Here is an 11827-nt window from a genome sequence, read left to right as displayed (position 1 = left end):
TGGTTCACTCCTTCATGCTCAAAACGCGGGCGGGATAATGCGGAGCCCCGCATCCTCCTCGAGCCCGAGCGCGATGTTCATATTTTGGATCGCCTGCCCCGCCGCGCCCTTGACCATGTTGTCGATCGTCGAGACGACGATCAGGCGGCCGGTATGGGCGTCTGCGTGCAGGGAGATGTGACAGTAGTTGGAGTATTTGACGTTCTTGAGGTTTGCAACCGCCCCGTCGGGCAGCACCTTGACAAATTCCTCGCCTCGGTAGAATCCCTCATAGAGCACCCGCACGGCCGCGAGGTCGAAGCCGGGCATGAAATTCGCGTACATCGTCGAGACGATGCCCCGGTTGACGGCCAGCAAATGCGGCACGAAGGTGACCCTCACCTCCCGCCCGGCGAGCTCGGAAAGGGTCTGCTCGATCTCGGGGGTGTGGCGGTGGGAGGCGACCTTGTAGGGCGCGAACGCCTCGTTGCACTCGGTGTAGTGGGTGTTGAGGGCGAGGCCGCGGCCCGCGCCGGTCGCGCCCGACTTGGAGTCGATGACGAGGGTGGCGGGGTCGATGGCGCCGGCCTTCACGGCGGGAGCGAGGCCGAGGGCGATGGAGGTGGGATAGCATCCGGGGTTGCCGATGAGCTTCGCGCCCGCGAGCCTCGCCCGGTGCAGCTCGGGGATGCAGTAGACGGCGGCCTCATGCAGCGCGGGATCGGCGTAGTCCTTGCCGTACCACTGCTTGTAATCCGCCTCGTTTTTGAGGCGGAAATCCGCGCCCATATCGATGTAGAGCTTGCCCGCGTCGAAGCACCGGCGCGCGATGGGCTCGGAGAGCCCGGCGGGCAGCGAGCCAAAGACGACGTCGCAGCGGTCGACGACGGCGGCGTCATTGGCGAGGGTCTCGCCGAAGATGCCGGTGAGCTGCGGATAGATTTCGCTGATCGCCCGCCCCTCAAAGGAGACGGAGGAGACGGCCGCGACCTCGACAAAAGGGTGGGAGAGGAGCAGCCGCACGATCTCAAGTCCCGCGTAGCCGGTGGCGCCGATGACGCCCGCTTTGATCTTCTCCATGGGAACACCTCAAATCATCAAACATTTCGCCGGCCTTTTCAAAGGCCGTGGGGTCCGGGGGCAAAGCGTCTTGCGGCGTGCGCGCCGCGTGTCAGGGCCCCGCCCTGACAACCCGCAAGCTTTTGAAAAAGCTTGACCAAAACTTTAGTTTTGGTTCTCTTCCAAAAACTTTGCGATCAGCGCAAGCTGTTTTTTCACCGCGTCGGGCGACGGCCCGCCCTCGCTGAGCCGGCCCTTCACGCAGGTTTCCAGGTTGATCGCGCCGTACACGTCCTCCGCGAAGACCCCGCTCGCCGCCCGGTAGTCCTCCAGCGGCAGGGTCTCCAGCGTCAGCCCCCGGCGGATGCACTCCGCCACCAGCCCGCCGGTGATCTTGTACGCGTCGCGGAAGGGGACCCCCTTCTTGGTCAGGTAGTCGGCGCAGTCGGTCGCGTTGATGAACCCCTTCGCCGCCGCCGCGCGCATGTTTTCCTTTAACACCGTCATCGTGTGGAGCATCGGCGTGAAGGTCTTGAGACAGAGCTTCACCGTGTCCACCGCGTCGAAGACGGCCTCCTTGTCCTCCTGCATATCCTTGTTATAGGCGAGCGGAAGCCCCTTCATCATCGTGAGCAGCGTCATCAGATCGCCGTAGACCCGTCCCGTCTTGCCGCGCACCAGCTCGGCCACGTCGGGGTTTTTCTTCTGCGGCATGATCGACGACCCGGTCGCGAAGGCGTCGTCAAGCTCGATGAACTTGAATTCCCACGAGCACCACGCCACGATCTCCTCCGAAAAGCGCGACAGGTGCATCATGATGACCGCGATTGCGTTCGCCAGCTCGATGCAGAAGTCCCGGTCGGACACCCCGTCGAGCGAGTTGGCCGTCGGGGCCGTAAAGCCGAGCGCCGCCGCCGTCCGCTGCCGGTCGATCGGGTAGGTCGTCCCGGCGAGCGCGCCCGAACCGAGCGGGCAATATTCCATCCGCGCCGCCGCGTCGGACACCCGCCCCACGTCGCGCAGGAACATGTTGGCGTAGGCCGCCAGGTGGTGGGCGAGGGTCACCGGCTGCGCCCGCTGCAAATGGGTGTAGCCGGGCATGACCGTGTCGAGGTGCTCCGCCGCCCGATCGCGCAGCTCCAAAATGAGCGCGAGCAGCAGGGCTTTGATCTCCTTTGCCTCCTCCCGCAACGTCAGCCGCAGGTCGAGCGCGACCTGGTCGTTGCGGCTGCGCGCGGTGTGCAGGCGCTTGCCCGCGCCGCCGATCCGCTTCGTGAGCTCCGCCTCGACAAACATGTGGATGTCCTCCGCGCCGGGGTCGAAGACGAGCGCGCCGCTTTTTAGATCCGCGAGGATGCCCTCGAGCCCCTGCGCGATCGCGTCCGCGTCCTCCTGCGGGATGATCCCCTGCGCCGCGAGCATCGCGGCGTGCGCCAGCGAGCCCTTGATATCCTGCTCATACATCCGGCAGTCGAACCGGATGGAGGAATTGAAGTCGTTTACCCGGTCGTCGACCTCTTTGGAAAACCGTCCCGCCCACATCTTCATATACCGGCTTCTCCTTTACGCGTTGTGAAATGCCTGTAACGCGGAAGGCAGACGTCCCCGCGTTACGGCTAAAAACTCTGTGCAGTTTCTTTATTTGATCTTCTTTTCGTCGAGCAGCGCCTTGACCTTGATCGGCAGGCCGAAGAGGTTGATGAAGCCTGCGGAATCCGCCTGGTCGTAGACGTGGTCCTCGCCGAAGGTGGCGATCTCCTCCGAATAGAGGGAGTGCGGGGAGGTCATGCCGGCGTTCATGATGTTGCCCTTGTAGAGCTTGAGCTTCACGTCGCCGGTCACTGTCTCCTGCGTCTTGTCGACAAAGGCGTTGAGCGCCTCCATCAGCGGGGTGTACCACTGGCCGTTGTAGACGAGCTCGCTGTACTTGATGCCCATCTGCATCTTGTAGTGCTGGGTCTCCTTGTCGAGGGTGATCTCCTCGAGCGACTGGTGGGCCGCATAGAGGATGGTGCCGCCCGGGGTCTCGTAGACGCCCCGGCTCTTCATGCCGACCAGCCGGTTTTCGACCATGTCGATGATGCCGATGCCGTTTTTGCCGCCCAGCTCATTGAGCTTATAGATGATGTCGACCGGCTTCATCTTCTGGCCGTCGACCGCGACGGGCACGCCCTTTTCAAAGCTCAGCGTCACATAGGTGGGCTTGTCGGGGGCCTTCTCGGGCGAAACGCCCATCTCGAGGATCTTATCGTAGTCCGGCTCGTTCGCGGGGTCCTCGAGGTCGAGACCCTCGTGCGACAGGTGCCAGAGGTTCTTGTCCTTGGAGTAGTTGGTCTCCCGGTTGATCTTGAGCGGGACATTGTGCTCCTCCGCGTAGGCGATCTCCTTTTCCCGCGAGTTGAGCTCCCAGAACCGCCACGGGGCGATGATCGGCATGTTGGGGGCGAACGCCTTGATCGTCAGCTCGAACCGCACCTGGTCGTTGCCCTTGCCGGTGCAGCCGTGGACGATTGCGTCGGCGCCCTCCTTCTTGGCGATCTCAACCAGCCGTTTCGCGATGACCGGCCGCGCAAAGGAGGTGCCCAGCAGGTATTTGCCCTCGTAGACCGCGCCCGCCTTGACGGTCGGGACGATAAAATCGTTGACGAATTCCTCGGTGAGGTCCTCGATGTAGCATTTGGAGGCGCCCGTCTTGATCGCCTTCTCCTCAAGCCCCTCGAGCTCGCCCATGCCCTGCCCGACGTTGGCCGCGACCGCAATCACCTCACAGCCGTAATGCTCCTTGAGCCAGGGGATGATGACCGAGGTGTCCAGACCGCCGGAATACGCCAAAACGACTTTATTGAATTTCTGTTCCATATTTCATTCCTCCGTTGGTTAATCATTCATTCGATACCCCTATTATACATTATATTTATGCAAATGCAAGCATTTTTACGTATAAATATTCAGCATCATAAAAATTTAATTGGGTAAAGTTGCACAAAAAGAGGTTCTTTTCGCGGAAAGGGCGTGCTATAATAGGGATTACATGGAAGAATACATACGGAAGGAATGATAGAATATGCAGAAAATATCCCCCTACGAGCTGGCCGTCAACCCGTTTGAAGCGATCCACCACAAATGGGCGATGATTACCACCCAGTCGGGCGAAAAGGTCAACACCATGGTCGCGAGCTGGGGCGGCGTGGGCATTATGTGGAACCGCCCGGTCACCTGGGTCTTTTTGAGGCCCCAGCGGTTCACCCGCGAGCTGCTCGACCGGAGCGAACGGTTTTCCGTCTGCTTTTTGCCCGAGCAGTACCGCCAGCAGATGAACTACTGCGGGTCCCACTCGGGCCGTGCGGAGGAGAAGCTCGCCGTCTGCGGCTTCGAGGCCGTCGCACTCGACGGCGCGCCGGTGCTCGCGCAGTCGGAGCTCGCGCTCACCTGCCGCAAGCTCTACCGCCAGCCGATGGACCCCGCCTGTTTCCTCGATCACGAGCCCGATACCCGCTGGTATCCCGAAAAGGATTACCATATCATGTACGTCTCCGAAATCCTCGGAGCCTACCAGGGGGAACTTTGAAGAGTTCCCCCTGGACCCCCGAAACTTTTGATGCAGGCCGGGCGTGGTGCGCCGCCGCCAGCTCCGCCCGTGCGGCAAAGCGGCGGTGCACTCGCCGTCTTCCCGTCAACCCTCATAAAAAAGCGGCCGTCCGACTGGACGGCCGCTTTTGATATGGCAGATTCCGTTCTCCCAACAACGGCTCCCGGAAGGCTCGGCGAAACCGCCCGGCGGAAAACAACGCCCGTTCCGGGCGTTCGCGCGCCTTGCGCGCGTGCGCGGCGAAGCCGCGCAGTTTTCCGCCTCCCCGTGGGCGCTGCGCGCCACGCAAAGGCGGCCGTGCCTCCCCGGAAGCACTCCCGGTACGGTTCCGGAGACTCTCGGGCAGAGGCATTGCGCCCGTGGCGCGGCGGCGGGCGGGGTGCTGTACACCCGTCCGCTCATCCGTGAACCGGGCGCCGCCGACTTTGGCCGAAGGCCAACCGGAGGCGGCGCGGGGGTCAAGGGGGCATAGCCCCCTGCGGCTTCTTTCCCCCATTTCTTGTCCGTACAAGAAATGGGGCCGCCCGCCGGGGCGGGACCCGGCAACTCTGCCGCTCACTGAGCGGATAATCTAAGCCCACCCCGGGGCGGGACCCGGCAACTCCGCCGCCAAAGGCGGCTCATTCAGAGCGCCTCCACGAGACGCGAAAAAACCCTCCGCCCCTCGGGCGGAAAACCCCAGGAGGAACTCCGCCGCTCCCCGGGCGGCAAATAATCACTCCCCGTGCAGGGCAAACTCCGCCACCTTGTGCAGAATCCTCACGTCGACGAGCGCGTCGAGACTGGTTCCTTCGGGCGTGTACTCCTGCGAAAAGACCTTGCCGCCCGCCATGATCTCATTGACCAGTCCCGAGCGGTCGTAGGGGATGAGCAGGCGCAGCCGCCGATGGGTGGGCGCAAGGGCGGCGGCGGTCTTCTGGAGCAGGTCGTCGAAGCCAAAGCCGGTTTTCGCCGAGAGCAGGACGGTGCGCTCCCCAAAGAGGAGCGGCGCCTCGGAGATGAGGTCGCATTTGTTGAGCAGCACGAGCATCGGCTTGTCGCCCACGCCGAGCTCCTCCATCAGACGGCGGGTGACGGCCACCTGCTCGTCCGTCTCGTCGGAGGAGGCGTCGCACACGCACCAGAGCAGGTCGGCGTTCGCCGCCTCCTCGAGGGTGGATTTGAACGCCTCGACAAGCTGGTGGGGCAGCCGCCGCACCAGCCCGACCGTGTCAATCAGCAGGACCTCCCGTCCGTCCGGCAGGGAGAGCGCGCGCGAGGTCGGGTCGAGGGTTGCGAAGAGCTTGTCCTCGACGAGCACTCCCGCGTTGGTCAGGGCGTTCAGGAGGGTCGATTTGCCGACGTTGGTGTAGCCGACGATCGCAACGGTCGTGATCCCCTCCTTTTTGCGGCGGGCGCGCAGGAGTCCCCGCCGCTTTTCCAGCTCGGCGAGCTGGTCCTGCAGCGCGGCGATCCGCCGCCGGATGTGCCGGCGGTCGGTTTCGAGCTGGCTTTCGCCCGGGCCGCGCGTGCCGATGCCGCCGCCCAGCCGGGAGAGCGCGCCCCCCAGCCCCGTGAGCCGGGGCAGCCGGTAGCGCAGCTGCGCCAGCTCGACCTGCAATTTTCCCTCGGCGGTGACGGCCCGCTGGGCGAAGATGTCGAGGATGAGGGTGGTGCGGTCGATGACCGGCACGCCGCACGCGTCCTCGATGTTGCGCATCTGCGCCGGGGAGAGCTCGCAGTCGAAGACGACGAGGTCCGCGCCGTCCCCCCTGCAGAATTCCGCGATCTCCGAAAGCCGCCCGCTACCGATCACCGTGGCCGGGTCGAAGCCACTCCGCTTCTGGAGCACCTTGGCGGCGGTCTCCGCGCCGGCGGTTACGGCAAGCTCCTCAAGCTCGTCGAGGGACACCCGCGCGTCATACTCCCCCGTGTCCACCGCGACGAGCACCGCGCGCTGCTTTTTTTCCACATTGTTTTCGATCATCCGCCTGCTCCCTTCCCCCTTTGTCCGGGGCTTTCCGCGCCCCTGCGGGGGCGGCAATCTTTTTTCCAGATTCTTTGCATTGAACCCGGGGCGTTTATGGGCTAAACTCAAACTAGAAATCATGAATTGGATGTGAACAACCGATGAAGCTCAACCTGATCGCCAGCATCCCCCTGCGCCCCGTCATCGAACGCATGCTCTCCGCCTCTCCCCATCGGCTGGAGCCGGTCTATCTGCCCGCGGCCCGCGCCGACCGGCCCGCATTCCTGCGTGAGCGGATCGCACGCGCGGAGGGCTTTGACGCGCTGCTGCTCGCGGACGGCGCGGAGCTGCTGGACGGGGAGGGCCTCGCGGCGGGAACCGTCCCGCTCGTTCTGCCGCGCGTACATAACTGCGTTTCCCTGCTGCTCGGCGGCGCGCCCCGCTACCGCGGCCTCTTCGGCCTGCACGGCGGCGAGCTCTGCTGGCGGGCCCCGCTCTGCGCGGAGGAGCTCTTCTTCACCCCGCGCGCCGACTGCTCCGCTCTCTGCTATCTCGCGGACACCACCCTCGGGCTTCCCGACGAGAGCATCGAGGCGCGCGCCGCGGCCCGGAAAAACGGCTGGGATTACTTCGCGGAGGAGATCGACCCCGCGCTGCTCGCGCGGCTGCTCGCGGGCGGCTGGGAGGGGGACGATTTCGTCACAGTCCCGGCGGGCGGCCGGGTGGTCCCCACCTACACGCAGGAGCTTTTCCGCGCCGAGTGATTTTTATACATCAGCCGCAAAGGGACGGGCTCGCGCCCGTCCCTTTTGTTGCCTTCACGGGAATTTCTCACCTGTCGGAGACGAGCTCCTTGAGGGAGGAGGCCATGCCGGCCAGCGACTGGATTTCGCTGGGGATGATGATCTTGGTGGCCTTGCCGTCGGCGGCCTTGGCGAACGCCTCGAGACTCTTGAGCTGGACGACCTTGTCGCTCGCGTTGGCCTCGGTCAGGACGCGCAGCGCGTCGGCGTTCGCCTTCTGCACCAGCGCGATGGCCTCCGCCTCGCCCTGCGCCTCGCGGATCTTCTGCTCCTTGACGCCTTCGGCGCGCAGGATGGCGGACTGTTTTTCCGCCTCGGCGCGCAGGATGGCGGACTCCTTTTCACCCTCGGCCACGAGGATCTGGCTGCGCTTTTCGCCCTCGGCGCGCAGAATCGATTCGCGGCGCTCGCGCTCCGCCTTCATCTGCTTCTCCATCGCGTCCTGGATCTCGCGCGGCGGCAGGATGTTCTTGAGCTCGACGCGATTGACCTTGATGCCCCATTTGTCCGTCGCCTCGTCGAGGATCGCGGTGATCTTGGTGTTGATGACGTCGCGCGAGGAGAGGGTGCTGTCGAGCTCCATCTCGCCGATGATGTTACGCAGGGTGGTAGCGGTCAGGTTCTCGATGGCGGAGAGCGGGCGCTCGACGCCGTAGGTGTAGAGCTTGGCGTCGGTCACCTGGTAAAAGACGACCGTGTCGATCTGCATGGTGACGTTGTCGCGGGTGATGACCGGCTGGGGCGCGAAGTCCGCGACCTGCTCCTTGAGGGAGACGCGCTTGGCGATCCGGTCGAAGAACGGCATCTTGAAGTGCAGGCCGGTCTCCCAGGTCGCGTAGTAGGCGCCCAGGCGCTCGACGACGTAGACCGACGCCTGCGGGACAATCTTGATGTTTGTGATCACGACGATCAGGACGATCAATACCAGGATGCCCAGAATGATTCCCAACATGTTGCGTGTCCTCCTTATGATTCGGTTTGTTTGCTGTAAGGCTCGACGATCAGCTTGACGCCGTCGATGGCGAGCACCCTGATCTTTTCTCCGGCGGGGATGTCGGCCCCGTCGCTGGAGCGCGCCGACCAATCGAGCCCGCCGACCCGCGCGCGTCCCGCGGAGAGGTCGTTGTCGATCGGATCGGTGACGACCCCCACCTGCCCGATGAACCGGTCGGCGTTGGTGCTCTCCTTTTTGACATGGAGCAGGTTTTTGGCGATCGGCCGGGTGCCGATCAGCAGGACGGCAGAGACGATCACGAACGTCCAAAGCTGGACCACCCACGACACGTCGAGCAGCGCCGCTTCCGCCGCGGTAACCGCCGCGCCCACCGCGAACCAGATCGATACGAGCTGGACGGTCAGGCCCTCGGACACCGCGAACGCAATGGCCAGCAGCAGCCAGACGATCGGCGCGTACTGCTGCCACCAGGAAAGCATATTCATGCCGGCAACCCTCACTTTCATCTTTTATCTGAGCGGCTTTTGTAATCCGGATTCCGCTTGAACATATTGTACCACATTCCGCACGGATTCCACAACCGCTAAAGAATCTCTTTTCCGTTCCCCCCGCATCCCCCGGCATCCGTCCGCCCTGGCTGATCCCCCGATCTTATCCGCACGCCTCCATTCTCTCTCAATCTCCCTCATCCTCGCCTTTTGTTTTTGCGCACCGGGGAAAAGAAACGCCCCCTGCGGCGCAGGGGGCGTTTTGAAATCGCGGTTACCGGTAGATGTTGACGCGGATGACGCCTTCGATGTCGCGGAGCTTGGCGATGATCTCATCGCTGATGCAGCCCTTGACGTCGACCATCGTGTAGGCGTAGTCCTTCTTGGATTTGTTGGTGAGGTTTTCGATGTTGAGTCCGCTGTCCGAGAGGACGGGGGCGAACTGGGTGAGCATCGCGGGGATGTTCCGGTGGATGAGGGTGATGCGGCTGTCCCCGCTGCGCGGCATCGAGACGGACGGCAGGTTGACCGAGTTGCGGATGTTGCCGTTCTCGAGGTAGTCGACGAGCTCTTCGGCGGCCATGCGCGCGCAGTTGTCCTCGCTCTCGGGCGTGGACGCGCCGAGGTGGGGGATCACCAGCACGCCCGGATGGCCGAGCAGGTCCTCGCTGGGGAAGTCGGTGAAGTAGCAGCGGACCTGCTTCTCCTCCAGTCCCGCGAGCAGGTCCTCATTGACCACCAGATCACCGCGCGCGAAGTTTAAGAGCCTGACGCCGTGCTTCATCATCTGGATCGACTCGGAGTTGATCATCCCCTTGGTCTCGGGCGTGGAGGGGATGTGCAGGGTGATGAAGTCGCAGTTCTCATAGATCTCCTTGAGGCTGTTGGCGTGCTTAATGCTGCGGGAGACGTTCCACGCGTTTTCGACCGACAGGTAGGGGTCGTAGCCCCACACCTCCATGTCGAGGTGGCGGGCGAAGTTGGCGATGCGGGTGCCGATCGCGCCCAGGCCGATCACGCCGAGGCTCTTGCCGGCGAGCTCGGGGCCGACGAACTGGCTCTTGCCCTTTTCGACGAGCTTGCCGACCTCGTCGCCCTGGCCCTTGAGGGACTGCGTCCACACCATCGAGGGGTAGATCTTGCGCGCGGACATGAGCAGCGCGCAGACGACCAGCTCCTTGACCGCGTTCGCGTTCGCGCCCGGGGTGTTGAAGACGACGATGCCCTGTTCGCTGCACCGGTCGATGGGGATGTTGTTGACTCCCGCGCCTGCCCGCGCGACCGCGAGCAGGGATTCGGGCAGCTCCATCTCATGCATCGCGGCCGAGCGCACGAGGATGCCGTTGGGGTCCTCCACGTCGTCGCCGATGCGGTATTTGTTGCGGTCAAAGACGTCCAGCCCGTTGGGGCTGATCTTATTGAGCGTTTTAATGTTGTACATCAGCCGTTCGCCTCCTCAAACTTCGCCATCAGCGCAACCAGTTTTTCCACGCCTTCGACCGGCATTGCGTTGTAGATCGAGGCGCGCATGCCGCCCACCGAACGGTGGCCCTTGAGGTTGAGGAACCCGGCGGCCTTCGCCTCGGACACGAACTTCGCGTCGAGCTCGTCGCTGCCGGTGACAAAGGGAATGTTCATGAGGGAGCGGTCCTCTTTGGCGACGGTGCCCTTGAAGAGCTTCGACCGGTCGAGGAAATCGTAGAGGAGGCCCGCCTTCTTCTCGTTGATCTTCTTCATCCCGGCAAGGCCGCCGATCTCGTTTTTGAGCCACTCGAGCACGAGCTTGCAGATGTAGATCGCATAGGTCGGCGGGGTGTTGAACATCGAGCCGTTGTCCACATGGGTCTGGTAGTTGAACATGGTCGGCGTGCTCTCCATCGCCTTCCCGACGAGGTCCTCCCGCACGATGACGACGGTCAGCCCCGCGGGGCCCATGTTTTTCTGCGCGCCCGCGTAGAGCAGGCCGAAGCGGCTCACGTCGATCGGCTCGGAGAGGATGCAGGAGGAGACGTCCGCAACGAGCGGGACGCTGCCGGTGTCGGGCAGCTCATGCCAGACGGTGCCGTAGATCGTGTTGTTGAGGCAGATGTGGAAATAATCCGCGTCGGGCCGGAACTCGGCCGGATCGAGCTTGGGGATGTAGGAGAACGTCTTGTCCTTGGAGGAGGCGACCGCCTTGCAGTCTCCGTACCGGGACGCCTCCTTGTACGCCTTGGTGGCCCATTGGCCGGTGATCACGAAGTCGGCCTTGCCGGAACCCGTCATCAGGTTCATCGGGACCATCGCGAACTGGCTGGACGCGCCGCCCTGCAAAAAGAGCACCTTATAGTTGTCCGGGATCCCCATGACCTCGCGCAGCAGCGCCTCGCAGCCGTCGATGATCGCCTGGTACTCCTTCGAGCGGTGGCTCATCTCCATGACCGATTCGCCGGTGCCCTGGTAGTCGAGCATCTCCGAGGCCGCTTTCGCCAGCACGCTCTCGGGCAGCATCGACGGGCCCGCCGAAAAATTGTATGCCCTTGCCAATTGTAAAACCTCCCCTTCCACCCAATTTACTTGGGCAGCGTAATGAAAATATTGATACCATTATATTTCAAACCGCCGCCCCAGTCAATCTTATTCTCCCTTTGGGAGGCAAATTCGCCGTTTTTTTGCAGGATGAGCCTTCCGGACATGCAGATTTCGGTGGTTCTTCCCAATGGATCTGCCGCCCTGCGGGCGGGGTGCTCTGGTTGTGCCGCCTTCGGCGGCGGGGATTGCCGGGTCCCGCCCCGGGGCCATGTTTTGGATTTGCCGCTCATCGCACGGCGGTTTTCAATTTTCCGCCCTGCGGGCAGAGTGCCTTTTTACGCGCCCCTCCGGGGCGCTCCAGATGTGCCGCCTTCGGCAGCGGAGATTGCCGGGACCCGCCCCGGCGGGCGGGCCGACTTCTTGCGCGCCCAAGAAGTCGGCGGAAGAAGGGCGCTCAAGGGGACTTCCGCCAGTCCCCTTGAGAAACCCCCGGGA

At 63.4% G+C, this 11827-nt stretch carries 10 protein-coding genes; 2 read left to right on the top strand and 8 right to left on the bottom strand.

What is annotated here, in order from left to right; translation table 11 throughout:
• Positions 1–18 precede the first annotated feature (18 nt).
• From argC to ACZO3G_RS04065, 3 genes are all read right to left on the bottom strand, one after another.
• Positions 19–1059, bottom strand: a complete 1041-nt coding sequence (gene argC / locus ACZO3G_RS04075) for an N-acetyl-gamma-glutamyl-phosphate reductase (RefSeq protein WP_276872934.1) — start codon at positions 1057–1059, stop codon at positions 19–21.
• Between the two features lie 144 nt (positions 1060–1203).
• Entirely contained in the window at positions 1204–2586 is a 1383-nt protein-coding gene (gene argH, locus ACZO3G_RS04070) for an argininosuccinate lyase (RefSeq protein ID WP_276872932.1), read from the bottom strand.
• A gap of 90 nt (positions 2587–2676) precedes the next feature.
• Positions 2677–3897: an argininosuccinate synthase gene (locus ACZO3G_RS04065; RefSeq protein WP_101548197.1), complete on the bottom strand. Its 1221-nt coding sequence runs from the start codon at positions 3895–3897 to the stop codon at positions 2677–2679.
• A gap of 205 nt (positions 3898–4102) precedes the next feature.
• Between ACZO3G_RS04065 and ACZO3G_RS04060 the strand changes: the two genes are divergently transcribed.
• Positions 4103–4606 (top strand): flavin reductase family protein, encoded by a 504-nt coding sequence (locus tag ACZO3G_RS04060; protein WP_101548195.1) that lies wholly within the window; start codon positions 4103–4105, stop codon positions 4604–4606.
• Positions 4607–5342: 736 nt separating this feature from the next.
• Here ACZO3G_RS04060 and hflX read toward each other — a convergent pair.
• Positions 5343–6593 (bottom strand): GTPase HflX, encoded by a 1251-nt coding sequence (hflX, locus tag ACZO3G_RS04055; RefSeq protein ID WP_172439110.1) that lies wholly within the window; start codon positions 6591–6593, stop codon positions 5343–5345.
• A gap of 143 nt (positions 6594–6736) precedes the next feature.
• Between hflX and ACZO3G_RS04050 the strand changes: the two genes are divergently transcribed.
• The gene (locus ACZO3G_RS04050) at positions 6737–7339 is read left to right on the top strand and encodes a DUF1638 domain-containing protein (RefSeq protein WP_101548191.1); all 603 of its coding nucleotides are present in this window, start codon (positions 6737–6739) and stop codon (positions 7337–7339) included.
• A gap of 67 nt (positions 7340–7406) precedes the next feature.
• Here the strand turns inward: ACZO3G_RS04050 and ACZO3G_RS04045 are convergent, their stop codons facing one another.
• From ACZO3G_RS04045 to serC, 4 genes are all read right to left on the bottom strand, one after another.
• Positions 7407–8330: an SPFH domain-containing protein gene (locus ACZO3G_RS04045; protein ID WP_101548188.1), complete on the bottom strand. Its 924-nt coding sequence runs from the start codon at positions 8328–8330 to the stop codon at positions 7407–7409.
• Between the two features lie 14 nt (positions 8331–8344).
• Complete coding sequence (locus ACZO3G_RS04040) at positions 8345–8818, bottom strand: NfeD family protein (RefSeq protein ID WP_172439109.1); 474 nt, start codon at positions 8816–8818, stop codon at positions 8345–8347.
• Between the two features lie 277 nt (positions 8819–9095).
• Positions 9096–10262, bottom strand: a complete 1167-nt coding sequence (locus ACZO3G_RS04035) for a phosphoglycerate dehydrogenase (protein ID WP_121587075.1) — start codon at positions 10260–10262, stop codon at positions 9096–9098.
• Positions 10262–11347, bottom strand: coding sequence for a 3-phosphoserine/phosphohydroxythreonine transaminase (serC, locus tag ACZO3G_RS04030; protein WP_276874196.1), 1086 nt, complete (start codon positions 11345–11347; stop codon positions 10262–10264). The genes ACZO3G_RS04035 and serC overlap by 1 nt, the downstream gene beginning before the upstream one ends.
• Between the last annotated feature and the right edge of the window lie 480 nt (positions 11348–11827).

The sequence above is a fragment of the Anaerotruncus sp. genome, assembly GCF_057433415.1.
This window is presented reverse-complemented; position numbering and strand designations above follow the sequence as displayed.

Coding starts and splice junctions, on each gene's coding strand:
- argC (WP_276872934.1), bottom strand. CDS start 1,059: ATGGAGAAGATCAAAGCGGGCGTCATCGGCGCCACCGGCTACGCGGGA.
- argH (WP_276872932.1), bottom strand. CDS start 2,586: ATGAAGATGTGGGCGGGACGGTTTTCCAAAGAGGTCGACGACCGGGTA.
- ACZO3G_RS04065 (WP_101548197.1), bottom strand. CDS start 3,897: ATGGAACAGAAATTCAATAAAGTCGTTTTGGCGTATTCCGGCGGTCTG.
- ACZO3G_RS04060 (WP_101548195.1), top strand. CDS start 4,103: ATGCAGAAAATATCCCCCTACGAGCTGGCCGTCAACCCGTTTGAAGCG.
- hflX (WP_172439110.1), bottom strand. CDS start 6,593: ATGATCGAAAACAATGTGGAAAAAAAGCAGCGCGCGGTGCTCGTCGCG.
- ACZO3G_RS04050 (WP_101548191.1), top strand. CDS start 6,737: ATGAAGCTCAACCTGATCGCCAGCATCCCCCTGCGCCCCGTCATCGAA.
- ACZO3G_RS04045 (WP_101548188.1), bottom strand. CDS start 8,330: ATGTTGGGAATCATTCTGGGCATCCTGGTATTGATCGTCCTGATCGTC.
- ACZO3G_RS04040 (WP_172439109.1), bottom strand. CDS start 8,818: ATGAATATGCTTTCCTGGTGGCAGCAGTACGCGCCGATCGTCTGGCTG.
- ACZO3G_RS04035 (WP_121587075.1), bottom strand. CDS start 10,262: ATGTACAACATTAAAACGCTCAATAAGATCAGCCCCAACGGGCTGGAC.